The sequence below is a fragment of the Streptomyces flavalbus genome (assembly GCF_042674625.1).
In the GTDB taxonomy this organism is placed as follows: Bacteria; Actinomycetota; Actinomycetes; order Streptomycetales; family Streptomycetaceae; genus Streptomyces; species Streptomyces flavalbus.
Window position 1 is genome coordinate 5446719 of the sequence record NZ_JBHTEB010000001.1, and the last position, 24143, is coordinate 5470861.

Consider the following 24143-nt stretch of genomic DNA (forward strand, 5'->3'; position numbering starts at 1 on the left):
GCCATGGCCTACCGCCCCTCGAAGAAGACCAAGAAGACCGTCCTCGGCATCGGCGGCGTCGCCATCCTGGCCAGCCTCAACGCCCCCGCCGCGCTGGACTTCGCGGGCGACAAGTACCACGCCTACAAGATCTCCCAGCCCGGCTACAAGGCCCGCTACGGCTCCTGGGCCCGGGTCGACATCCCGGAGGAGTACCGCACCAACGCCATCCACGCCGCCCTCCTGCACACCGGCAAGGTGCTGATCGTCGCGGGCTCCGGCAACGAGCAGCGCAAGTTCGACAAGGGCGAGTTCGAGACCGTCCTCTGGGACCCGGAGAAGAACACCTTCAAGAAGATCAGGACCCCCGAGGACTTCTTCTGCGCGGGCCACGCCCAACTCCCCGACGGCCGCCTCCTGGTCGCGGGCGGCACCGCGCGCTACGAACTCCTCGACGGCGAGGTGACCCGCGCGGGCGGCGGGATGCGGGTCAAGAACGAGAACCCGGACAAGGCGGTCTTCCTCAAGAAGGGCACCCGCTTCCGCTCCCCGGCGGGCGTCGAGTACGAGACGAAGTTCGACGTCACCGTCCCGAAGGCCAAACGCGGCTTCCGGGTCACGTACAACAGCCGCGGCGAGATGCAGCCCTGGCGCACCAAGGTCACCGCGAGCGAGGCGCGGGTGTTCGTGGAGGCGGTGGAGGAGGGCCCCCTCTCCGTCACCCAGCGGCAGGCGCAGTACGAGATCGTCGGCCTGAAGGGCAAGGACGCGGCCAACACCTACGGCCTCTCCGAGAAGATCACCCTGGACAAGCAGGACTACCAGGGCATCCGCGCCGCCTACGAGTTCGACCCGGTGGCGGAGAAGTACGTGCCCGTCGAGCCGATGGACAAGGCCCGCTGGTACCCGACCCTGGTCGGCCTGCCCGACGGCCGCGTCCTCGCGGTGTCCGGCCTGGACGACGTGGGCATGATCGACCCGGGCGACAACGAGTACTACGACCCGGAGACGAAGAAGTGGACGCCGGGCCCCAAGCGGTACTTCCCCACCTACCCCGCCCTCTTCCTCACCAAGGGCGGCAAGCTGTTCTACCCCGCCGCGAACGCGGGCTACGGCCCCGCCGACAAGGGCCGCGTCCCGGGCCTGTGGGACCTGAGGACCAACACCTTCCAGCGCGTCCCGGGCCTGAGGGACGCCGACCAGACGGAGACCGCGTCATCGGTCCTGCTGCCGCCGGCGCAGGACCAGAAGGTGATGCTGCTGGGCGGCGGGGGCGTCGGCGAGTCGAAGAAGTCCACGGCGCGCACGGCGGTCGTCGACCTGAAGAAGGACAACCCCGTCTTCGAGGACGGCCCCGACCTCCCCCAGGGCACCCGCTACCTCAACAGCGTGATCATGCCGGACGACCGGGTCTTCACCACCAACGGCTCGGTCGACTACCGGGGCCGCAGCGCGAGCAACGTCCTCAAGGCGCAGTTCTACGACCCGAAGGCCAACGCCTTCCAGGAGGCCGCCGCGCCCACGGTGGGCCGCAACTACCACTCCGAGGCGCTGCTGCTGCCGGACGGCAGGGTCGTCACGTTCGGCTCGGACCCGCTCTTCGACGACCAGCAGAACACCAAGCTCGGCCACTTCGAGCAGCGCATGGAGATCTTCACGCCCCCCGCGCTGCACAAGAACGCCGCGGCGCGCCCCGCGCTCCAGGACGGCCCGCGGAAGCTGCCCGCCGACCACCGGGTGACGTACCGCACGAACCACCCCGAACGGGTGGCGAAGGCCCGGCTGATGCGCCCCAGCGCGGTCACGCACACCACGGACGTCGAGCAGCGCTCGATCGAACTGACCGTGTCCAAGAAGGGCAGGTCGGTCACGGTGGAGGTGCCCAAGGACCGCACGCTGGTGCCGCCGGGCTGGTACATGCTGTTCGTGACGGACGGCAAGGGCACCCCGTCGGAGGCGAAGTGGCTGCAGGTGACGTGACGGGGACCGTCAGCCCGGCGACGCTGACGGGGGCCCTCAGCTCCCCGACGCGTTCCGGGCGAGGCCCAAGGCGTACTCCGCCCACCACCGCCCCGCCGCGGGCCCGCCCTGGCACGGGCCGTCCGACTCGCCGGGCCGCTTGATCCACAGGTAGGCGTCCACGGCGGGCAGCCCGGTGTCGGTGGTCGGCGCGGTGCCGAGCGCCCGCCCCGGCGGGTTGCACCAGACACCGGGCAGCGGGCCCTTGCCGTTGCGGCTGGTGTCGACGACGAAGTGCTTGCCGCCGAGCGCCTCGGAGAGCCGCAGCCCGTACGCCGTCGTCGTGTCGTTGGTCTGGAAGTTGGAGACGTTGAGCGCGAAGCCGTCGGCCTGGGCGATCCCGGCCCGCCGCAGCGGCTCGACGAGCTTGGACGGCTCCCGGATCCAGTCGGGGTTCCCGGCGTCCAGGTAGACCTGGGTGTGGGGCTGCGCCTTGAGCCGCTGGATCGCCTCACTGAGCAACTGCTCGCGCTCGGCGTGCAGTTCGCCCGGGGTGCACCCGTCGACGATGTGCGCGACCGCGTCGGGCTCCAGCACCACCAGGGCCCTGGCGTCACCGATGGCGTCGGCGAACCTGCCGATCCACTGCCGGTAGGCGCCCGCGCTCGCGGCGCCGCCCGCGGAGTGCTGGCCGCAGTCGCGGTGCGGGATGTTGTACGCCGCGAACACCACCGTGCGCCCGCTGCGCCGGGCCCCCGCGACGGCGGCGCCGACGAGCGGGGCGGGGTCGATCTCCCCGGCGGGCCAGAGGGCGGCGGGCCGCTGGGCGATGCGGTTGAGGAGGGCGGCGTCCGCGGCGCGGCCCTGGCGCTGCCACTGCCGTACCTGCCGTACGGCGGGACTGTCCGGCTCGACCCAGAAGGGGGAGTCGGCCGCGGCGGGCTCCCCCTTGGAGGCGGCCCCGGCGACGGACGCCTCGTCGACGTCGGAGGAGGACGAGCAGCCCGCGAGGAGGGAGAGGGCACAGAGGGCCGCGAGGGTGTGGATCAGCCGGGGCACGCGGGGCATGACGCGGGGCATGACGCTCCCTTGGGGCGGGGCAGTGGACGCGACGAGCTATGGATGACGAAACGCCAACAATCAATCACCAATCGTGACACAACACCCCAACCCACCCGCTGACCGAAACGCGAGACAGGGCTGACCGACATATGACCGGCCGGTAAGGTCTGGTGACGTGCCGAAGCCGCTCAGCCTCCCGTTCGATCCCATCGCCCGCGCCGACGAACTCTGGAAACAGCGCTGGGGCAGCGTTCCGGCCATGGCCGCGATCACCTCGATCATGCGGGCCCAGCAGATCCTGCTCGCCGAGGTCGACGCGGTGGTCAAGCCGTACGGCCTGACGTTCGCGCGGTACGAGGCGCTCGTGCTGCTCACCTTCTCCAAGGCGGGCGAGCTGCCGATGTCCAAGATCGGCGAACGCCTGATGGTCCACCCGACGTCGGTCACGAACACCGTCGACCGCCTGGTCCGCTCCGGCCTGGTCGCCAAGCGCCCCAACCCCAACGACGGCCGCGGCACCCTCGCCTCCATCACCGACAAGGGCCGCGAGGTCGTCGACGCCGCCACCCGCGACCTGATGACCATGAACTTCGGCCTGAGCGCGTACGACGCGGAGGAATGCCAGGAGATCTTCGCCATGCTGCGCCCGCTGCGGGTGGCGGCGCGGGACTTCGAGGACGAGGGCTGACAGCCGTCAAGCCGGAACGCCTCTTCCCACTTCACGGTGGTTCTCGCCCGCTGCGGGCCCTGAGCGCCGGGACGGCCGGTTCCTGCTGGGATTATGTGACCCGTTCACTATCCGGATGATCGACGTCCGGATGTTGAGTGATGGTGAGGGAGTCCCGTGAGTACTGCGCAGCGTGTCCGTGGCCTGGCGGCCGTCGTCTGTACGGCGGCGTTGACCGCCCTCGGGGTCCTCGGCGGCGCCGGGCCCGGTCATGCCAGCGCGACGGGGACCACGCCCCTCGGGACCTTCGACTACGACCTGCGCGGAGCCAACGTGCGGGTGCCTACGGGCTGCTTCCTGACGCACACCATCAAGGGCTCCGGCAAGCGGATCACCACGCAGTTCGCCGGTGTGGACTGCGCGGGGCTGGCGGTCACCTTCACCCAGTTCTGCAACTGGCGCATCGACTTCGCCTACGCGGACAGCGACAACAGGACGTACCGCACGTCACGTGGGGCGACGCACCACGAGTGCATCGGGAACCCGCTGCGGAAGGTGGCTCCGCAGACGCTGCCGAAGTACGGCAAGGCGTGCGCGAAGTTCTACGTCAACGGCAAGTTGCGGGGCGTGCAGTGCCACTACATCACCAGGTGACCGGCGAGCTGCCCTGACGCGGGGACGCGTCAGGCCGCGGCGGGACTGGCGTCGGTCTCCTTCTCGAGGAGCGGCTGGACCTCCCGGCTCACCTGGCGCTCCACGAAGAACGCGGCGGTCGGGATGGTGCCCGCGAGGAGGAGCCACACCAGGCGCCCCACCGGCAGCTTCGCCTTGCTCCCGAGGTCGAAGGCGAAGACCAGGTAGACGACGTAGAGCCAGCCGTGGGCGATGCCGACGGCGGTGGTGAAGCCGTCGAAGCCGTCCAGGTGCAGCAGGCGCTTTCCGATCACGCCGACCGTCAGCAGGATCAGCAGCACCGCGGTGACGTAGGCCATCACCCGGTAGCGGGTCAGGACGCTCTTCTTCATGGCGTCGAGCGTAACGGGTGCTCTCCAGCGTTCCGCGAGCGCGTCCTGACCAGCCCCGCTGTCATTTATTAGGACGTCCTAGTAAATTCGAAAGCATGGACGCTGACGCGATTGAGGAAGGCCGCCGGCGGTGGCAGGCCCGGTATGACGGTGCGCGGAAGCGCGACGCGGATTTCACCACGCTGTCCGGGGATCCCGTGGAGCCGGTGTACGGGCCGCGGCCGGGGACGTCTACGAGGGGTTCGAGCGGATCGGGTGGCCGGGGGAGTACCCGTTCACGCGCGGGCTGTACCCGACCGGCTACCGGGGGCGCACGTGGACCATCCGGCAGTTCGCCGGGTTCGGCAACGCCGAGCAGACCAACGAGCGCTACAAGATGATCCTGCGCAACGGCGGTGGCGGGCTCTCCGTCGCCTTCGACATGCCGACGCTGATGGGCCGCGACTCCGACGACCCGCGCTCGCTCGGTGAGGTCGGGCACTGCGGGGTGGCCATCGACTCCGCCGCCGACATGGACGTGCTGTTCCGTGACATCCCCCTCGGGGACGTCACCACCTCGATGACGATCAGCGGACCGGCCGTACCGGTCTTCTGCATGTACCTCGTCGCCGCCGAGCGGCAGGGCGTCGACCCGGCCGTCCTCAACGGCACGCTCCAGACGGACATCTTCAAGGAGTACATCGCCCAGAAGGAGTGGCTCTTCCGGCCCGAGCCGCACCTGCGCCTCATCGGCGACCTCATGGAGTACTGCGCCGAGCGCATCCCCGCCTACAAGCCGCTCTCCGTCTCCGGCTACCACATCCGCGAGGCCGGTTCGACGGCGGCGCAGGAGCTGGCGTACACCCTCGCGGACGGCTTCGGGTACGTCGAGCTGGGGCTCTCCCGCGGGCTCGACGTCGACGTCTTCGCGCCCGGACTCTCCTTCTTCTTCGACGCCCACGTCGACTTCTTCGAGGAGATCGCCAAGTTCCGCGCCGCCCGCCGCATCTGGGCGCGCTGGATGCGGGACGTGTACGGCGCCCAGACCGACAAGGCGCAGTGGCTCCGCTTCCACACCCAGACCGCGGGCGTCTCGCTGACCGCCCAGCAGCCGTACAACAACGTCGTCCGTACGGCGGTGGAGGCGCTGGCCGCCGTCCTCGGCGGGACGAACTCGCTGCACACCAACGCCCTCGACGAGACCCTCGCGCTGCCCTCCGAGCAGGCGGCGGAGATCGCGCTCCGTACGCAGCAGGTGCTCATGGAGGAGACCGGGGTCGCCAACGTCGCCGACCCGCTGGGCGGGTCCTGGTACGTCGAGCAGCTCACCGACCGGATCGAGGCGGACGCGGAGAAGATCTTCGAGCAGATCAAGGAGCGGGGGCTGCGGGCGCACCCCGACGGGCGGCACCCCATCGGGCCGATCACCTCCGGCATCCTGCGGGGGATCGAGGACGGGTGGTTCACCGGGGAGATCGCGGAGTCCGCGTTCCGGTACCAGCAGGCCCTGGAGAAGGGTGACAAGCGGGTGGTCGGCGTCAACGCCCACACCGGCTCCGTCACCGGGGACCTGGAGATACTGCGGGTCAGCCATGAGGTGGAGCGGGAGCAGAAGCGGGTGCTCGGGGAGCGGCGGGGCGAGCGGGACGACGCCGCCGTGCGGGCCGCGCTGGACGTGATGATCGCCGCGGCGCGGAGCGGGGGGAACATGATCGAGCCGATGCTGGACGCGGTGCGGGCGGAGGCCACGCTCGGGGAGATCTGCGGGGTGCTGCGGGAGGAGTGGGGCGTCTACACCGAGCCCGCGGGCTTCTGACACGCCCTGGAGGGAGCGGGGTGGGTGTGCGCGGCCCGGCGCTAACGGGTGCCGCTGCGCCCACCCGTGCCGCCCCAGCGGCACGACTGCCCGCAGCTATGGCGGCTGCGGTGGCTAACGGCGTCCGCCCGCCCCCGCCAGCCCCGAGATCAGTACCTCCGTGAAGCCGCGTACCCACGTCTCGTCCACCGGGCCCGCGCTGATCAGGCAGCGGTGGACCACCGCGCCCGCGACCATGTCGAAGATGAGGTCGACGGCGCGGGAGGACTCCACCGGGTCGGACTCCGGGGGGAGTTCGCCGCGGGCCTGGGCGCGGGCGCGGCCCTCCAGGACGAGGCGCTTCTGGCGGTCGACGATCGACGCGCGGATGCGCTCGCGCAGGGCGTCGTCGCGGGTGGACTCCGCGACGACGGCCATCAGGCCGCTGCGCGCCTCCGGGCGGGCCAGGATCGCGGCGAACTGGAGGACCACGCCCTCGATGTCCGCCGCCAGCGTCCCCCGGTCCGGCAGGCGCAGTTCGTCGAAGAGTTCGGCCACCGCGTCCACGACGAGTTCGTTCTTCCCGGGCCAGCGCCGGTAGAGGGTCGTCTTGGCGACCCCGGCCCGCGTCGCGACATCGCCCAGCGTCAGCTTGGACCAGCCCAGTTCGACCAGTGCCGCCCGCGTCGCGGCCAGGATGGCGGCGTCCGCGGCGGCGCTGCGCGGACGTCCGGCACGTCCGGCGGGGGCGGCGGGGGTGGGCATTTCCCGACCATAACCGGCCCTCGGCGAGGAGGCGTGAGGGGTCGCGAGTGAGCCATCTCACCGGCGACCCCTGTGCGTCGTACGCCTGTCCGTAATACGCTACGACCCGTAGCGAAAGCAGTCCGCGTGCGGTGCCCGCGGGCGGCAACCACACGGCGTGGGGTGGGGACCCGGCGCCACGCAGTACCGCGAGTCAGTACCGGTCCGGCCGTGCCGCCGGACCGGATTTCACGGCGTTTTTCACTCATGCGCGGGAACGGGGGAGGATAGGCGTATGCAGCCACGGAACATGTCCATGAGCGGCGTCGTCGACCTCGCCGCGGTGAAGGCGGCCCAGGAGGCCAAGGCCAAGGCCGAGCAGGCGCGCGCCGAAGCGGCCCGGCAGGGCGGGGGCGGGGCGATCTCCCCGGCCGACCTCGTCATCGACGTCGACGAGGCCACCTTCGAGCGTGACGTCCTCCAGCGCTCCGCCGAGGTCCCCGTCGTCCTCGACTTCTGGGCCGAGTGGTGTCAGCCCTGCAAGCAGCTCAGCCCCGTCCTTGAGCGGCTGGCCGTCGAGTACAACGGGCGCTTCCTCCTCGCCAAGATCGACGTCGACGCCAACCAGATGCTGATGCAGCAGTTCGGGATCCAGGGGATCCCGGCCGTCTTCGCCGTCGTGGCGGGGCAGGCGCTGCCCCTCTTCCAGGGTGCCGCGGGCGAGGCCCAGATCCGGCAGACGCTGGACCAGTTGGTGTCGGTCGCCGAGCAGCGCTTCGGGCTGACCGGTCTGGTCGTCGACCCGGACGCCGAGCCGGGCGGCGGCGGTGCCGGTGCCGAGCAGGCACCCGAGGTCCCCGCCGGTCCGCACGAGTCCGCGTTGAACGCCGCCGCCGAGGCGCTGGACGCCGGGGACCTGGACGGCGCCATCCGCGCGTACCAGAACGTGCTCTCCGACGACCCGGCCCACCCGGAGGCCAAACTGGGCCTGGCGCAGGCCGAGTTGCTGCGCCGGGTGCAGGACCTGGACCCGCAGAGGGTGCGCAAGGAGGCCGCCGAGCGGCCCGGTGACGCCGCGGCGCAGATCGCCGCCGCCGACCTGGACCTGGTCGGCGGGCACGTCGAGGACGCCTTCGGGCGGCTCATCGACACCGTCAGGCGGACCGCGGGCGAGGAGCGGGACGCCGTACGGGTGCGGCTGCTGGAGCTGTTCGAGGTCATCGGGGCGGACGACCCCCGGGTGGCCGCCGCCCGCCGGGCGCTCGCGAGGGCGCTGTTCTAGGGCGTCGTCATGACGGTGTCCGAGTGACGGAACCGGTCGACGGGGCCTCAAAGCGGCCGCGCTTTGCCAAAACTTGGTAATCGCGGCCGCTGTTACTTCAAGTAAGTCGAGGCCGGGGTTCTGTCGGATTCTGTCCATCGATCAAATGTTTTGTCCTCCCCCCTCAGGACACCCAGCGTCGCCGGTCGGGTCGTCTGCGTCGTGGGGCGGTTATCCGTCCGTTACTAGCGAGTAACGAACCCCCTTGTGCGCGCGGCGAGAATGCACCACGATCGGCCACGCTCGGTCCGTTCCCCTCTCCCCGACAGCCAATCGGGGCGCGGGTCTTCCAGGGTCCCCACCGAGCAGAGCCGGGGCCCGGTGGCACCGGCTCTTGGACAGGGGGGTCTTCGCCGCGTGGCGAAGCCTGTCCGGCAAGGTTGTGCGTGATGCGTGTCAGGCGCGACCAGTGGTTGTCGCTCGGGGGTGATCGCCGGTGATTCGGGCGCGGTTCGCGCCACCGAGCGCGGGCGCTCTCCTTCCCGAGGACGGAGCACTTCTCCCATCCCTGCCCGGCCGGGCCGCCTTCCGGGGGTCGGTCAGGACAGGAGATGTACGTCCGAGAAGGAGGAAATATGCAGTCCCAGGTGCGTGGTGGGACCAGATGGAAGCGGTTCGCTGTGGTCATGGTGCCCAGCGTCGCCGCCACGGCAGCAATAGGCGTCGCCCTGGCACAGGGCGCTCTCGCAGCGTCGTTCAGCGTCTCCGGTCAGTCCTTCAAGGTCACGACCAAGCAGCTCGACGGCGAAGGCTTCGTGCAGTACGGGGCCATGGACGAGGGCTACACGCTCACCGGTGACAAGACTCTGCACCCCGTCGCGGTCTCTGGCTTCAAGAGCGCGACCATCCAGAGCCTGTGTCAGTCCGTCGTCACCCCGAACGTCCCGGTGTTCGGGAACGTCAGCCTGATCCTGCGGGCGGGCGAGGGTGAGACCCCGGTCAAGGCCGAGAACCTGTACATCGACGTCGCCCAGCTCGAGGCCGACGCGACGTTCCGGGGCATCGACATCGGCGTGGCCGCCAAGGACGCCAACAAGGGTCCGGGCATGAAGTCGGGCGAGGTGGCCAACAAGCAGGCCAACCCGTACGGCTTCGCGCAGCAGGCCGACTCGGTGACCCTGAAGAACGTGAAGCAGACGGCGTGGGCGACCACCGCCGGAACCTTCAAGCTCAGCGGCCTGAAGATGTCGCTGTCGACGGGTGTCAAGGAGTGCTACTAAGCACTCGCTGACGGGCGGGGGAGCCGCTGACACCGGCGCCCCCGCCCGCTCTCTCCCCATCGGCATCCCCCACTTCCGCTGACGCGCCCGCGCGTCGGCAACCGCAGTACCTCTCTCCACCACAGCAACGCCGTTCCAGGGAGCTGTTTTCCATGAGCGCCGAGAATCCTGCCGCGCCCGGCCGAGACGAGCACTACCTCAAGGTCTTCCGGCGCCACTTCCGGGACTGGCGGGGTACACGGCCGTTCTGGGCCGGTCTGTTCGTCCTGCTCGGCGGCGTGCCGATCATGTACTTCCCGTACGCGAACCTCCAGGTCGGCCAGTTGACGCTGGCGATGGCGACCACCGCGGGCGCCGGTTCCCTGATCATCGGCGTACTGCTGGTGGTCCTCGGGATCAGCCTCTGGTTCCAGAAGCACGTCCGGGTCTTCGCGGGCGTCGCGGCCATCCTGCTGGCGCTGGTCTCCATCCCCGTGTCCAACTTCGGCGGCTTCGTCATCGGCTTCCTCTTCGCCCTCATCGGCGGCGCGATGGCCGTGTCCTGGGCCGAGGGCGTGCCGAAGCAGCCGCAGGCGGCGCAGCCGTCCGCGCCGGGACCGGAGGACGACGCCCCCGAGGCCGTGGACACCGGCACCGCGCGTGACGAGGTGCGGGAGAGCGACTACCTGTCCAAGAGCCCGGCCAACGAGGCGAACGGGAGGCACAGTGCCGGCTGACGAGGTGACCCACGGGACTGAGGTGGACGAGTCCCGTGTGAGAACCGGGCCGCGCCACGCGGCACCCAAGAAGCCGCTGTTCACCAGGTTCCACATGCCCGCGGGGAAGGCGATAGCCCTCGCGGCGATGCCCACCGCGGTCCTGATGGGGCTGGGCTTCACCCCGAAGCTCGCCCTGGCCGAGGACCAGCCCGCGCCGCGGAGCCTGACGGCCGACGAGTACAAGGACTGCGTACAGGCCCTGGAGGACGCCGAGAAGGGCGACTCCGCGGAGACCTCACCGACACCGTCCGCGACCGAGTCCGTGACGCCGACGCCGTCGGCGAGCGAGACCGGGTCGAAGGACACCTCGGACGGGGGCGACACCCCTTCGTCGGATTCAGGTTCCGACGACGGGGCCGAGCCCGAGCCCGAGTCCGCCGGGTCGCCCACCGGCGCGGCCCAGTCCTCCGGCACCGGCTCCTCCGGGAGCGGCTCCTCCGGTACGGCCACGGAGGACGGCGACGCGGCCACCGCGCCCGAACCGTCCGCCTCCGAGACCGACAAGGGCGTCCTGGAGGGCATCGGGGACGCCATCACCGGCGTCGTCGACGGTGTCGTCAACGGCATCACCGGCGGCGGCGACGAGGAGTCCGCGTCCCCGACGCCCACCGAGTCCGCCCCCGCGGACACCGGGACGACGGAGGAGTCCGGCACCGCCGACGACGGCGAGGACGCCTCCAGCCCCGTCAAGGACACCGCCGAGAAGGTCACCGGCGCGGTGGAGGACACCGCCGAGGACGTCACCGGCGCCGCCGAGGACGCCGGTGACGCGGTCGAGGAGGCGGCGGGCGAGGCCACCGCGTCCCCCACGCCGTCGCCGTCCGCCAGCGAGACGACCGACCTGGACGACTGCCCGGTCGCCACGGACGCGGAGGGCGGCGTCGACAACACCGTCCCGCTGCCCGACGACCCCTGGTACCTGAACGCCAGCTCGCTGCTGCTGAAGGGCGCCAAGTACGAGGGCATCGTCGAGGTGAGGACGGCCAACGGCACCGTCAAGAAGGTGCTGAAGTACGTCATATCCGGCGGCACCGACATAGGTGACCTGCACCAGACGGTGAAGGACGCGCAGTCCGGCAAGACGTACCACGTGCAGGCGGCCGAGGGCTCGACGTCCACGATCCGCGACGGCGACACGGTGATGTACACGGAGAGCATCTCGGGCAACCTGCTCGGGCTGATACCGATCACCTTCGACCCGGAGAACCCGCCGCCGCTGGACATCCCGCTGATCTACTTCACCAAGGTGAAGGTGGTGCAGGCCGGTCAGTTCGGCGGCACCCTGCACGTGCCGGGACTGCACCAGTACGTCACCGGCTGACGTCGCTGACGGACGGTCCCCCAGAGCCCATCCGGGAGCCGCACACAGCCGAGGGCGCCCCTGTCCGACCGGACGGGGGCGCCCTCGGCGCGTCGGTGACCAGGTCTCAGGCGCGGGTGTCGCCGCCCAGGTGGTGCACGCGGACCATGTTGGTGGTGCCGGGGACGCCGGGGGGCGAACCGGCGGTGATGACCAGGGTGTCGCCCGTGTCGAACAGGTTGAGCTTGGCGATCTCCTGGTCCACCAGGTCGACCATCTCGTCCGTGCTGTTGACGAACGGCACCACGTGCGGCTCCACGCCCCAGCTCAGGGTGAGCTGGTTGCGGGTGGCCTCGTCGGTGGTGAAGGCGAGGATCGGCTGGCTGGCCCGGTAGCGGGAGAGCCGCCGGGCGGTGTCACCGGACTGGGTGAAGGCGACCAGGCCCTTGCCGCCGAGGAAGTCGGCGATCTCGGCGGCGGCGCGCGCCACCGAACCGCCCTGCGTGCGCGGCTTCTTGCCCGGCACCAGCGGCTGGAGGCCCTTGGAGAGCAGTTCCTGCTCGGCGGCCTGCACGATCTTCGACATCGTCTTGACGGTCTCGATCGGGTAGGCGCCGACCGAGGACTCCGCCGACAGCATGACCGCGTCCGCGCCGTCCAGGATGGCGTTGGCGACGTCGGACGCCTCGGCGCGGGTCGGCCGGGAGTTGGTGATCATCGACTCCATCATCTGGGTCGCCACGATCACCGGCTTGGCGTTGCGGCGGCACATCTCGATGAGCCGCTTCTGCACCATCGGGACCTTCTCCAGCGGGTACTCCACCGCGAGGTCGCCGCGGGCCACCATGACGGCGTCGAACGCCATCACGACGTCCTGCATGTTCGCCACCGCCTGCGGCTTCTCCACCTTGGCGATGACCGGGACCCGGCGGCCCTCCTCGTCCATCACGCGGTGCACGTCGGTGACGTCCTTGGCGTCCCGGACGAAGGACAGGGCGACCATGTCGCAGCCCATGCGCAGCGCGAACCGCAGGTCCTCGACGTCCTTCTCGGAGAGCGCCGGGACGTTCACCGCCGCGCCGGGCAGGTTGATGCCCTTGTGGTCGGAGACGACGCCGCCCTCGATCACGATCGTCTTGACCCGCGGGCCCTCGACGTCCAGGACCTTCAGCTCGACGTTGCCGTCGTTGATCAGGATCTGGTCGCCGCGGGCGACGTCGCCGGGCAGGCCCTTGTAGGTGGTGCCGCAGATCGTCTTGTCCCCGGGCACGTCCTCGGCGGTGATGGTGAACTCGTCACCGCGGACCAGCTCGACCGGCCCCTCGGCGAAGGTCTCCAGCCGGATCTTCGGGCCCTGGAGGTCGGCGAGGACGCCGACGGCGCGGCCGGTCTCCTTCGCGGCGGCCCGGACGCGGTCGTACCGGCCCTGGTGCTCGGCGTGCGAGCCATGGCTGAAGTTGAAACGGGCAACGTTCATGCCCGCCTCGATCAGCGCGACAAGCTGTTCATGGGAGTCGACCGCAGGGCCGAGAGTACAGACGATTTTCGAACGGCGCATGGGGCGATCCTATCGTTTGTTTCGCCGCGGAATTTTCCATCTGGCGGAAGGTACAAGTGAGTTTGTGGGTGCTCAGTTGTTCTCAGTTGTTCTTTCCGACCAGTGCATAGGTCTGTGTGGCAATCTCCAGTTCCTCGTCGGTCGGCACCACCGCGACCGCCACCCGCGCGGACTCCGGCGAGATCAGCCGCGGCCGGTCGCCGCGTGCGGCGTTCAGCTCCTCGTCGACCGCGAGGCCGAGCTGCTCCAGACCGGCGACGGCGGCCTGCCGGACCGGCGCGGCGTTCTCCCCGACCCCCGCCGTGAAGGCCACCGCGTCCACCGTGCCGAGCACCGCGTAATAGGCGCCGATGTACTTCTTCAAATGATGAATGTAGATGTCGAAGGCGAGTCGCGCCTGTTCGTCACCCTCGTCCACCCGGCGGCGGATCTCCCGCATGTCGTTGTCCCCGCAGAGCCCGATCAGCCCGCTCTTCTTGTTGAGCAGAGTGTCGATCTCGTCCGTGGACATTCCGCCAACGCGTGCCAAATGGAAGATGACGGCGGGATCGAGGTCCCCCGACCGCGTACCCATCACCAGCCCCTCCAAGGGCGTCAGCCCCATGGAGGTGTCCACGCACCGCCCGCCGCGCACCGCGGAGGCGGACGCCCCGTTGCCCAGGTGCAGCACGATCACGTTCACCTCGGACGGGTCCTTGCCCAGCAGCTCGGCGGTCGCCCGGGAGACGTACGCGTGCGAGGTGCCGTGGAAGCCGTAGCGCCGGATGCGGTGCTCGTCGGCGGTCTTCACGTCGATGGCGTAACGGGCCGCCGACTCCGGCATGGTGGTGTGGAAGGCGGTGTCGAAGACGGCGACCTGCGGCAGGTCGGGCCGCAGCGCCTGCGCGGTGCGGATGCCGGTGAGGTTGGCCGGGTTGTGCAGCGGGGCGACCGGGATCAGCCGCTCGATCTCCGCGAGCACGGCGTCGTCGATGACGGTCGGCTCGGTGAAGTGCCGGCCCCCGTGCACCACCCGGTGCCCGATCGCGGCCAGCTCCGGCGAGTCGAGGCCGAGGCCGTCCTTGGCGAGCTCCGCCGATACGGCCTTCAGGGCGGCCTCGTGGTCGGCGATCGGCCCGTTCCACTCCCGGGTCTCCCCGCCGCCGTGCAGCGGGGTGTGCTTCAGCCGGGAGGTCTCCTCACCGATCCGCTCGACGAGGCCGACGGCCAGCCGGGCGTTGTCGCTCATGTCGAGGAGCTGGTACTTCACCGACGAGGAGCCGGAGTTGAGAACGAGGACGCGGGAGGGACTGACTGCACTCACTGCTGGGACGCCTTCTCGACGAGGGGGGACTGGGCCTGGATCGCCGTGATGGCGACGGTGTTGACGATGTCCTGGACGAGCGCGCCCCGGGACAGGTCGTTGACCGGCTTGCGCAGGCCCTGGAGGACCGGGCCGACCGCGATCGCGCCCGCCGAGCGCTGCACGGCCTTGTAGGTGTTGTTGCCGGTGTTGAGGTCCGGGAAGATCAGCACGCTCGCCTGCCCGGCGACCTCCGACCCCGGCAGCTTGGTCGCCGCGACCGTCGGCTCCACCGCGGCGTCGTACTGGATCGGGCCCTCGGTCCGCAGGTCGGGGCGGCGCGAGCGCACCAGCTCGGTCGCCGTGCGCACCTTGTCGACGTCGGCGCCGGTGCCGGAGGTGCCGGTCGAGTACGACAGCATCGCGATCCTCGGCTCCACCCCGAACTGGGCGGCCGTGGACGCCGACTGGATGGCGATGTCCGCCAACTGCTCGGCGTTCGGGTCGGGGTTGACCGCGCAGTCGCCGTACACCAGCACCTTGTCGGCGAGGCACATGAAGAACACCGACGACACGATGGAGACGTCCGGCTTGGTCTTGATGATCTCGAAGGCGGGGCGGATGGTCGCGGCCGTGGAGTGCACCGACCCCGAGACCATGCCGTCCGCGAGGCCCTCCTGGACCATCAGGGTGCCGAAGTAGTTCACGTCGGAGACCACGTCGTAGGCCAGCTCCACCGTCACCCCGCGGTGCGCGCGCAGGGCGGCGTACTTCTCCGCGAAGCCGTCCCGCAGCTCGCTGGTGGCCGGGTCGATGAGCTGGGCGTCGGCGAGGTCGATGCCGAGGTCCGCGGCCTTCTTGCGGATCGCGTCGACCGGGCCGAGGAGCGTGAGATCGCACACACCGCGCCGCAGCAGCACCTCCGCCGCGTGCAGCACCCGTTCCTCGGTGCCCTCCGGCAGCACCACCCGGCGCCGGTCGGAGCGGGCCTGCTCCAGCAGCTTGTGCTCGAACATCATCGGCGTCACCCGGTCGGTGGACGGCGCGCTCACCCGGGTGAGCAGGTCGGCGGTGTCGACGTACCGCTCGAACAGGCCGAGCGCGGTCTCCGCCTTGCGCGGGGTGGCGGCGTTCAGCTTGCCCTCCAGGGAGAACAACTGTTCGGCGGTGGGGAAGCTGTTGCCGGGCACGGACAGCACCGGCGTGCCGGGCGCGAGGCGGGCGGCCAGCGTCAGCACGTCGTCGCTGGGCGCCTCACCCAGCGTCAGCAGCACGCCCGCTATCGGCGGGGTGCCCGCGCTGTGCGCGGCGAGGGCGCCCACCACCAGGTCGGCCCGGTCGCCCGGGGTGACCACCAGCGAGCCCGGAGTCAGCGCGGCCAGGAAGTTGGGCAGCATCGCCCCGCCGAACACGAACCCGAGCGCGTCCCGGGCCAGCCCGGAGTCGTCGCCGAGCAGGACCTTCGCGCCGAGCGCCTGACTGATCTGGGACACCGTCGGCGCGGAGAGCGCGGGCTCGTCGGGCAGTACGTAGCAGGGCACCGGCAGCCGGGAGGTGAGCCGCTCCGCGATCTCGTCGCGGTCCTCGCGCGCCACCCGGTTGACGATCATCGCCAGCACGTCGCAGCCCAGGCCGTCGTAGGCCCGGTAGGCGTTGCGGGTCTCGGCGCGCACCGCCGCGGCGGGCTGGCGGCGGCCCCCGACGACCGGCAGCACCGAGGCGCCGAACTCGTTGGCGAGCCGCGCGTTCAGCGCCAGCTCGTCCGGGAACTGGGTGTCGGCGTAGTCGGTGCCGAGGACGAGGACGACGTCGTAGTCCCGCGCGACCAGGTGGAACCGGTCGACGAGGGTCGACACCAGCTCGTCGGTGCCGCGCTCGGCCTGGAGGGCGGAGGCTTCCTGGTAGTCCAGGCCGTAGACCGTCGCCGGGTCCTGGGCCAGCCGGTAGCGGGCCCGCAGTAGCTCGAAGAGCCGGTCGGGGCCGTCGTGGACCAGCGGCCGGAAGACGCCCACCCGGTCGACCTGCCGGGTGAGCAGTTCCATGACCCCCAGCTCGACGACCTGACGGCCGTCGCCGCGGTCGATACCGGTCACGTACACGCTGCGCGTCACGCGTGCTCTCCGTTCCGTCTCTGGTGGACGTTGCGTCCCTGGTGGACTTCGAGGTGGATTCGAGGTGGATTCGAGGTGTTCTGGAGGTGTTTCGGCCGCGTTGCCGGTATCCAGGGTTGCGAGAATCGCCCACCGAGGTGAGTAGAATTTCCTTGACAATACCCCCGCCGATGGATAAGGCACGCGTCAGGTGCTGCGCCGCACCGGGCTCCGAGCATGTAACAATCGGCACCGGCTCACCGGCATCGACACCGAGCAGGAGACACAGCACGATGCGTATCGGAGTCCTCACCGCAGGCGGCGACTGCCCAGGCTTGAACGCAGTGATCCGGTCGGTCGTGCACCGCGCCGTCACGCACTACGGCGACGAGGTGATCGGCTTCGAGGACGGCTACGGCGGTCTCCTGGACGGTCGCTACCGCACCCTCGACCTGAACGCCGTCAGCGGCATCCTCGCCCGCGGCGGCACCATCCTCGGCTCCTCCCGGCTGGAGCGCGACCGGCTCCGCGAGGCCTGCGAGAACGCCCCCGACATAGCCCGTGACTTCGGCATCGACGCGCTCATCCCGATCGGCGGCGAGGGCACCCTGACCGCGGCCCGGATGCTCTCCGACGCCGGTCTTCCGGTGGTCGGCGTCCCGAAGACCATCGACAACGACATCTCCTCCACCGACCGCACCTTCGGCTTCGACACCGCGGTGGGCGTCGCCACCGAGGCGATGGACCGGCTGAAGACCACCGCCGAGTCCCACCAGCGCGTGATGGTCGTCGAGGTCATGGGCCGTCACGCGGGGTGGATCGCCCTGGAGTCCGGCATGGCCGCCGGTGCGCACGGCATCTGCCTGCCCGAGCGTCCGTTCGACCCGTCCGACCTGGTGTCGATGGTCGAGGAGCGGTTCGCCCGCGGCAAGAAGTTCGCCGTCATCTGCGTCGCCGAGGGCGCGCGTCCCGCCGAGGGCACGATGGACTACGGCAAGGGCGAGATCGACCAGTTCGGCCACGAGCGCTTCCAGGGCATCGGCACCGCCCTCGCCCACGAGCTGGAGCGCCGCCTCGGCAAGGAGGCCCGCCCGGTCATCCTCGGCCACGTCCAGCGCGGCGGCACCCCCACCGCGTACGACCGCGTCCTCGCCACCCGCTTCGGCTGGCAGGCGGTCGAGGCCGCCCACCGCGGCGAGTTCGGCAAGATGACCTCCCTGCGCGGCACGGACATCGAGATGGTCCCCCTCGCGGAGGCGGTCACCGAACTGAAGACGGTCCCGAAGGACCGCATGGACGAGGCGGAGTCGGTCTTCTAGGTCCCCTCCCCGGCGGCCGGTCAGCCGCCGGAGCGGGACACCGCGTCCCAGAAGTGGTCGACGACGCGGTCCAGGAAGTCACGGCCGCGCTCGCCCGTGTCCCTGTCGCCGCCGCCCCAGCTCAGGGTCGCGGTCATCTGGCCCTGGTAGGTGCCGTGCAGTTCCTGGAGGACCCCCTCCAGGAGTGCCCGGTCCAGGGGGACCGTCTTGCTCACCGGGCGTACGTACCCCTGCCAGCGGGTGGTGACCGCGCCGCGCAGCAGTTCCGCGAGTTTCGGCTCGCGGCCGGTGACGGCGACGAAGTCGGGCAGGGCGAGCGAGAGCACGTCCGCGAGCGCGGCGGACTGGCGGTCGTTGCCGCGCCAGGCGTCGCGCTCCTCCATCCGCAGGTACGTCTGGATCTCCACGCCCACCGCCCGCGCCACGTCCTCCGGGGCGAGCGCGCGGGCGATGCGGTGTTCGCGCAGGGTGCGCGGGCGGCCGATGAGGTCACCGGGGGAGCACCACAACACGCCCGCGAGCGCGGTGAGTTCGGCTCCGTGAGGGCTCGCCGCCCCGCGCTCCCAGGCGACGACGAGGTCCGGGGTGACGTACGGCAGCCCGTACGAGGTCCGCATCCCGTGGGCGACGTGTTCCGGGTCCATGCCGAGTCCGGCGCGGAGTCTGCGGGCGGCGAGGGCGTCGAAGGGCGGGGACTGGTTCGGTTCGGTGGGGGGTTGGCGCACGGCCACAAGCTAGGGGGCGCGCGGAGGCGGTGGCTACGGTCTGTCCGGACACAATCACAGATCGTAGGAAGATACGGTTTTGGTCGGTGCGGAGGGTTACCGTCCGGTCTCCCCTTGACGGTCCGGCGTGATCCCTCATCCCTTCACCGCCCCGCCCAGCGCGAACCCCCCGCCCAGCCGCCGGGCCACCAGGACGTACAGCAGGACCACCGGTGTCGAGTAGATGATCGAGAACGCCGCGAGCTGGCCGTACACCACCGAGCCGCGGTTGCCGAAGAACTCGTTGATGCTGACCGCGGCGGGCATCTGGTCCGGGGTCAGCAGCAGCATGAAGGGGACGAAGAAGTTGCCCCACATCATCACGAACGAGAAGACCGTCACCACCGCCACCCCCGGCCCCATCAGCGGCAGCACGATCCGCAGCAGGGACTGGAGCGACGACGCCCCGTCCGTCCAGGCCGCCTCCTCCAGCTCCCTCGGGACGCCGTCCATGAAGTTCTTCATCAGCCAGATGGCGAACGGGAGTTGGGAGGCGGCGAAGAAGAAGATCGTGCCGCGCATGGTGTCGATCAGGTTGACCTGTACGTAGAGGGCGTAGACGGGGACCATCACCGCCGTGACCGGGAGGCAGGTGGCGAAGAGGATCGTCAGGAGGAACGGGCGGTTCAGGCGGGAGCGGAAGCGGGACAGGGGGTACGCCGCCAGCGCCGCGCACACCACCGTCAGCAACGTGCCCCCGCCGCACAGCAGCAGGCTGTTGAGGAGGGGGGTGAAGGTGATCTCGTCGGTGAGGACCGCGGAGAAGTTGTCCACGGTCAGCCCGTCCGGGAGCCTCACCCGGAGGTCGGCGTTCGGGTCCACGGCGGACAGGAGGACCCACGCCAGCGGGAGCAGGAACGCGGCGGCCAGGGTCAGCAGGCCCGCGTCGGCGGCCAGGCGGCGGGTGGTGCGGCGGGCGGAGAGGGTACGGGGTGCCACCGGGTTCAGACCTCCGTCCGCAGCAGGCGGAGGTACACCGCCGAGAACAACGAGCCGACCACCAACAGCAGCAGTGCCACCGCCGTGCCGTAGCCGATCATGCTCTTCTGGAACGCCTCCTCGTACATGAACAGCGGGAGCGTCTGGCTCTTGCCGCTGGGGCCGCCGCGGGTCATCACCCAGATCAGGCCGAAGACGGACAGCGTCTGGAGCGTGATCAGCATCAGGTTGGTGCCGATGGAGCGGCGGATCATCGGGAGCGTGATGTGCCACATCCGGCGCCAGCCGCCCGCGCCGTCGACCTCGGCGGCCTCGGTGATCTCCTGGGGGACCTCGTTCAGCGCGGCCGAGTAGACCAGCATCGAGAACGCCGTGCCCCGCCACACGTTGGCGAACGACACCGCGAGGATGGGCAGGGTGAACAGCCAGTTCTGGGCGGGGAGGTGGAGCCAGTCCAGGATCGCGTTCAGGGTGCCCTCGCGGCGGAAGAAGGCGTAGAGCAGGAAGCCCGCCACCACCTCCGGGAGCACCCACGCCGCGATCACGATCCCGCCCGTCAGCGTGCGCACCGGCTTCGACGCCCGCCGCATCAGCGCCGCCAGCGCCAGGCCCAGGGTGTTCTGGCCGATCAGCGCCGAGACGACCGTGAAGACGAGGGTGAGCCATACGGCGTTCAGGAACGCCTCGTCCCCGAACGCCGTGCGGAAGTTCTCGAAGCCGACGTAGGACTCCTCGGCCTGGCCGGTGAGCTGGAGGTCGGTGAAGGCGATGGAGGCGCAGTACGCGATCGGTCCGGCGAGGAAGAGCAGCAGCAGGACGACGGCGGGGGTGAGGGGGAGGAGCCGGGTGGCCCTCCTGCGGGCGGTCGACGGGGCGCTCACTTTTCGATCACTTGGCCGTCGGTGACCTCCCTGAGGGTCTCGTCATAGCCGCGCGCCGCGTCCTCGACCGACACGTCACCCGTCGTCACGCCCTCCATCGCCTCCTGGATGGCCGTGGAGACCTTCGGGTACGCCGGGTACGCGGGCCGGTAGTGGGTGCTCCCCACCAGCTCGGTGAAGAACCTGATGCCGGGCTGCGCGTCGGCGTACGCGGGGTCGTTCGCGACGTCCTCACGGACGGCGATGCCGGAGTTGGCGACGTACCACTTCTGCGCGTTCTCCTTCGTCTGCATCGTCTTGACGAAGTCGAAGGCGAGGTCCGGGTTGGCCGCCTTGGCCGGGATCGCCCAGGTCCAGCCGCCGGACATGCTGACCCTGCCCGGCGCCTGCCCGTGCTGGGTGGGCATCGCGGCCAGGCCCAGCTTCTCCGACCACTCGGGCCACTCGTGGCCGCTGCCCTCCAGCCAGTCCTGCGGCAGCCAGGAGCCGTCGAGGTCGATGCCGAGCTTGCCCCGCGGCAGGAGTTCGCCGCGGACCCGGGTGCCGAAGTTGGGGTCGAGGGCGTCGGAGACCTCGGGGCCGAGCTTCTCCCCGTACACCGTCTCCACGAAGGCGAGGGCGTCCCTGAAGCCCTGGCCGCCCGCGATCCACTTCTTCGACGCCTCGTCGTAGAGCGGGTCGCTGGTGCCGTCGCCGGTGCCGTACAGCAGCATCTGGAAGCCCTGCATGGTGGCCGCCTCGCCCGCCGGTTTGCCGGTGTAGACGTTGAGCGGGATGACGCCGGGGACCTTCTCCTTGATGGTGCGGGCCGCGTCGAGGACGTCGTCCCAGGTCTTCGGCTGCCAGTCGGCGGGCAGTCCGGCCTTGGCGAAGACGCCCTTGTCGTACCAGAGGCCGCGGGTGTCGGTGCCGTCCGGGACGCCGTACGTCCTGCCGTCCTGGCCGCGGGCCGCCGCCTTCGCCGTGTCGACGAACTGGTTCCAGTCCGGCCAGTCGGCGAGGTACGGGTCGAGGGGCTTCAGGTACCCGCTGGTGATGTCGGAGTTGATGAGGAAGGTGTCCTCGTAGACCAGGTCGGGGGCGGTCCTGGGGGAGCGGAGCATCTGCTGGAGCTTGGTGTAGTACTCCGAGTCGGGGGCCTTGATGGGGACGAACTCGACCTTCTTGTCCGGGTACTTGGCCTCGAACTCCTTCTTGACGTCCGTCAGGAAGGTGTCCAGCACCTTGATGTTGTTGTCCGTGGACTGTTTGAAGGAGACCCTCACGGTGTCGGGATCGCTGCCGGAGCCGCCGCCGCAGGCGGTGAGGGCGGTCGCGGCGAGGGTGGCGGAGGCGAGGATCAGGGCCGGGGTTGCGGTGGGGCGCACGGGCATGACCTCCAGCGGACGCACGTCGTTGTGGCCGAGAGACAACTGCCCGGTGAACGTAGGAGCCGTGCCTGGTCAGGTCAATGAGTCCGCCGCGGATTGGGCCTTGGCGGCCTCCTCGGCGGCGCCCGCCCTCGTGTACGCCTCGGCGGAGCGCAGGTAGTGGTCGCGGGACTCGGCGCGGTGACCGGCGATGTGGTGGGCGCGGCCCAGGTTCGCCAGGGCGTGGCCGAGGCCGTACCAGTCCTCGAACTCCCGGCAGATCTCCACGTCCACGCCGAACGCCTCGATCGCCTCGGCGGTCCGGCCCGCCTTCTGCAGCGCGAGCGCCAGGTCGTGCCACGCCGTGCCCTCGCCCTGCCGGTCCTGGGCGACCTCGTACAGCTCGCGGGCGCGGACGTGGGCGTCGACCGCCTCGTCGGTCCGGCCCGCGGCCTGGAGGGCGAGGCCCAGGTTGTTCCAGGAGAGCGCGACGTACCGCGGGTTGCCGATACGTTCATGCAGGTCGCGGGCGTTGGAGTGGGCCTCGATCGCCTCCGTGACCCGGCCCGCCTGCTGGAAGCAGAGGCCGAGGTTGTTCCAGGTGTGCGCCTCGTTCTGCACGTTCCCGGTGCGCCGGTGCAGGTCGCGGGCCTGGACATGGGCGTCGATCGCCTCCTCGGTCCGGCCCGCCTGCTGGAGGACACCGCCCAGGTTGGTCCAGGCGATGGCCTCGGACACCGGGTCGCCGAGCCGGTGGGCGGCCTCGCGCGCGATCCGCGCGACGGTGATCCAGTCGTCGAAGTACCGCCGCCAGTTCAGGTACGACGCCAGGTACGACGCCAGCCGTACCGCCGTGCGCGCGAACTGCGGTTCCTCCGCCCACCGCACGGCCGCCACCAGCAGCGTCCGCTCGCTGTCCAGCCACGCCAGCGCCAGCGCCCGGGTGGGGAACGGCGGGGTCTCCGGCATCCCCGGCAGCCAGCGCAGCCGGTCGTCGGCGGCGTTCGCGGCCATCGTGTAGCCCTCCAGCAGCCGCCGCCGGGCCGCCTCCCCCTCCTCCCGCGCCCGCGGATCCGCGGCCACCGCCCGCGCCCCGAACTCCCGCACCAGGTCGTGCACCCGCCACCGCGTCTCCCCGCCCGTCGGCACGCGCGTCACCAGGTGCGACGACGCGAGCCCCGCCAGCACCTCGACGGTCTGCGGCAGCGCGAGCCCCGCCAGCGCGCTCGCCGCCATGTCGGTCATCTCGGCCGTCGGCGCCAGGCATATGTGCCGCAGCACCCACGCCTGCACCGGCGACAGGTTCCCGAACGCCCGCTCGATCACCGGCCGCAACCCGAGGTCGTCCACCCGGTCGTCGGCCTGCCGCAACTCCGCCGCCAGGGAGGCGACCGTGCGGTGGCGGTCGTTGCGCAGCATCCCCACCGCCATCCGCAGCGCCAGCGGATGACGGCCGCACAGCGCGGCCAGCTCCGCCACGGCCTCCGGCTCCCGGGCGGCCCGGTCGTCGTCGGCCTCGCCCAGGCGCAGCGACCGGTCGATGACCTCGGCCGCGTCGGGGGGCGTCAGCACGTCCAGGCCGAGCGGCCCCGCGTCCAGGCCGGCCAGCCGGTCCCGTGAGGTGACCAGCACCCGGTGCCGGTCGCTGTCCGGGACGAGGGGGGCGACCTGGGCCGGATGCGAGACGTTGTCCAGGACCAGCAGCACCGGCTGCCGCTCGGCCAGCAGCCGCCGGTAGAGCGCGTACCGCGCGGACGTCGTCGGCGGCAGCTCGGCCCCCCGCACGCCCAGCCCGTCGAGCAGGGCGGTCAGCGCCTGGTCCGCGGTCACGGGATCGTCGTCGTAGCCGCGCAGGTTCACGAACAGGGTGCCGCCGGGGAACCAGCCCGCCGCGACCGCCCGGTGCGCGGCGCACAGCACCAGCGAGGTCTTCCCGACGCCGCCGAGCCCCGACACGACGCGGACGGGCACCGGCGGGGCCTGCGGGTCCAGTACCGCGACCAGCCGCGTCAGGTCCTCCGCCCGCCCGGTGAACCCGGCCGGTACCGGCGGCAGTTCGACCGTGGCCACCGGCACCGGGCCGTCTCCGTACTCCGCGCTGTCCATGCCGTCCGTCTCCCCCCTGCCCGCCTGCCTCTAAGGTACGTCCAAG

At 70.9% G+C, this 24143-nt stretch carries 19 protein-coding genes and 1 pseudogene; 9 read left to right on the forward strand and 11 right to left on the reverse strand.

Annotation, left to right across the window (positions count from 1 at the left end; genetic code table 11):
- Positions 1-3 precede the first annotated feature (3 nt).
- Positions 4-1959, forward strand: coding sequence for a galactose oxidase-like domain-containing protein (locus tag ACFQZ6_RS24630; RefSeq protein WP_381612553.1), 1956 nt, complete (start codon positions 4-6; stop codon positions 1957-1959).
- A 36-nt stretch (positions 1960-1995) separates the two neighbouring features.
- On the opposite strand, the gene ACFQZ6_RS24635 is transcribed toward ACFQZ6_RS24630, so the two are convergent.
- On the reverse strand, positions 1996-3018 hold the full coding sequence (locus ACFQZ6_RS24635) for a glycoside hydrolase family 6 protein (protein WP_381612556.1): 1023 nt from the start codon (positions 3016-3018) through the stop codon (positions 1996-1998).
- A gap of 157 nt (positions 3019-3175) precedes the next feature.
- On the opposite strand from ACFQZ6_RS24635, the gene ACFQZ6_RS24640 reads away from it, so the two are divergent.
- Both ACFQZ6_RS24640 and ACFQZ6_RS24645 read left to right on the forward strand, forming a co-directional pair.
- Positions 3176-3688, forward strand: a complete 513-nt coding sequence (locus ACFQZ6_RS24640) for a MarR family winged helix-turn-helix transcriptional regulator (protein WP_381612559.1) — start codon at positions 3176-3178, stop codon at positions 3686-3688.
- A gap of 156 nt (positions 3689-3844) precedes the next feature.
- Positions 3845-4321 (forward strand): hypothetical protein, encoded by a 477-nt coding sequence (locus tag ACFQZ6_RS24645; RefSeq protein ID WP_381612562.1) that lies wholly within the window; start codon positions 3845-3847, stop codon positions 4319-4321.
- Between the two features lie 29 nt (positions 4322-4350).
- Here the strand turns inward: ACFQZ6_RS24645 and ACFQZ6_RS24650 are convergent, their stop codons facing one another.
- The gene (locus ACFQZ6_RS24650) at positions 4351-4692 is read right to left on the reverse strand and encodes a DUF3817 domain-containing protein (RefSeq protein WP_381612565.1); all 342 of its coding nucleotides are present in this window, start codon (positions 4690-4692) and stop codon (positions 4351-4353) included.
- A gap of 95 nt (positions 4693-4787) precedes the next feature.
- On the opposite strand from ACFQZ6_RS24650, the pseudogene ACFQZ6_RS24655 reads away from it, so the two are divergent.
- Positions 4788-6487: pseudogene (locus ACFQZ6_RS24655) on the forward strand (acyl-CoA mutase large subunit family protein).
- Positions 6488-6601: 114 nt separating this feature from the next.
- On the opposite strand, the gene ACFQZ6_RS24660 reads toward ACFQZ6_RS24655, so the two are convergent.
- Positions 6602-7231: a TetR/AcrR family transcriptional regulator gene (locus ACFQZ6_RS24660; RefSeq protein ID WP_381612568.1), complete on the reverse strand. Its 630-nt coding sequence runs from the start codon at positions 7229-7231 to the stop codon at positions 6602-6604.
- 274 nt (positions 7232-7505) lie between these two features.
- Here ACFQZ6_RS24660 and ACFQZ6_RS24665 point away from each other — a divergent pair, with 274 nt between their 5' ends.
- The 4 genes from ACFQZ6_RS24665 (at position 7506) to ACFQZ6_RS24680 (ending at position 11830) form a co-directional block, all read left to right on the forward strand.
- Positions 7506-8492, forward strand: a complete 987-nt coding sequence (locus ACFQZ6_RS24665; protein ID WP_381612571.1) for a tetratricopeptide repeat protein — start codon at positions 7506-7508, stop codon at positions 8490-8492.
- 614 nt (positions 8493-9106) lie between these two features.
- Positions 9107-9751 (forward strand): DUF6230 family protein, encoded by a 645-nt coding sequence (locus ACFQZ6_RS24670; protein ID WP_381612574.1) that lies wholly within the window; start codon positions 9107-9109, stop codon positions 9749-9751.
- Positions 9752-9903: 152 nt separating this feature from the next.
- Complete coding sequence (locus tag ACFQZ6_RS24675; protein WP_381612577.1) at positions 9904-10467, forward strand: DUF6114 domain-containing protein; 564 nt, start codon at positions 9904-9906, stop codon at positions 10465-10467.
- Positions 10457-11830, forward strand: coding sequence for a hypothetical protein (locus ACFQZ6_RS24680; RefSeq protein ID WP_381612580.1), 1374 nt, complete (start codon positions 10457-10459; stop codon positions 11828-11830). Before ACFQZ6_RS24675 ends, ACFQZ6_RS24680 begins: the two co-directional genes overlap by 11 nt.
- Before the next feature lie 106 nt (positions 11831-11936).
- On the opposite strand, the gene pyk is transcribed toward ACFQZ6_RS24680, so the two are convergent.
- From pyk to pta, 3 genes are all read right to left on the reverse strand, one after another.
- Positions 11937-13367 carry a pyruvate kinase gene (pyk, locus tag ACFQZ6_RS24685; protein ID WP_381612583.1) on the reverse strand — a complete coding sequence of 477 codons (1431 nt, stop codon included), beginning with the start codon at positions 13365-13367 and terminating at the stop codon, positions 11937-11939.
- A gap of 82 nt (positions 13368-13449) precedes the next feature.
- On the reverse strand, positions 13450-14670 hold the full coding sequence (locus ACFQZ6_RS24690; protein ID WP_381612586.1) for an acetate kinase: 1221 nt from the start codon (positions 14668-14670) through the stop codon (positions 13450-13452).
- Positions 14667-16760, reverse strand: coding sequence for a phosphate acetyltransferase (gene pta, locus ACFQZ6_RS24695; protein ID WP_381612589.1), 2094 nt, complete (start codon positions 16758-16760; stop codon positions 14667-14669). Before pta ends, ACFQZ6_RS24690 begins: the two co-directional genes overlap by 4 nt.
- Before the next feature lie 272 nt (positions 16761-17032).
- On the opposite strand from pta, the gene ACFQZ6_RS24700 reads away from it, so the two are divergent.
- Entirely contained in the window at positions 17033-18058 is a 1026-nt protein-coding gene (locus ACFQZ6_RS24700) for an ATP-dependent 6-phosphofructokinase (protein WP_381612592.1), read from the forward strand.
- A gap of 20 nt (positions 18059-18078) precedes the next feature.
- Here the strand turns inward: ACFQZ6_RS24700 and ACFQZ6_RS24705 are convergent, their stop codons facing one another.
- The 5 genes from ACFQZ6_RS24705 to ACFQZ6_RS24725 form a co-directional block, all read right to left on the reverse strand.
- Positions 18079-18783 carry a helix-turn-helix domain-containing protein gene (locus ACFQZ6_RS24705; RefSeq protein ID WP_381612594.1) on the reverse strand — a complete coding sequence of 235 codons (705 nt, stop codon included), beginning with the start codon at positions 18781-18783 and terminating at the stop codon, positions 18079-18081.
- A 135-nt stretch (positions 18784-18918) separates the two neighbouring features.
- Positions 18919-19761: a carbohydrate ABC transporter permease gene (locus ACFQZ6_RS24710; protein WP_381612597.1), complete on the reverse strand. Its 843-nt coding sequence runs from the start codon at positions 19759-19761 to the stop codon at positions 18919-18921.
- 5 nt (positions 19762-19766) lie between these two features.
- The gene (locus ACFQZ6_RS24715; protein WP_381612600.1) at positions 19767-20642 is read right to left on the reverse strand and encodes a carbohydrate ABC transporter permease; all 876 of its coding nucleotides are present in this window, start codon (positions 20640-20642) and stop codon (positions 19767-19769) included.
- On the reverse strand, positions 20639-22015 hold the full coding sequence (locus ACFQZ6_RS24720) for an extracellular solute-binding protein (protein ID WP_381612603.1): 1377 nt from the start codon (positions 22013-22015) through the stop codon (positions 20639-20641). Before ACFQZ6_RS24720 ends, ACFQZ6_RS24715 begins: the two co-directional genes overlap by 4 nt.
- 69 nt (positions 22016-22084) lie before the next feature.
- Positions 22085-24097, reverse strand: a complete 2013-nt coding sequence (locus ACFQZ6_RS24725) for a tetratricopeptide repeat protein (RefSeq protein ID WP_381612606.1) — start codon at positions 24095-24097, stop codon at positions 22085-22087.
- Positions 24098-24143: the final 46 nt, after the last annotated feature.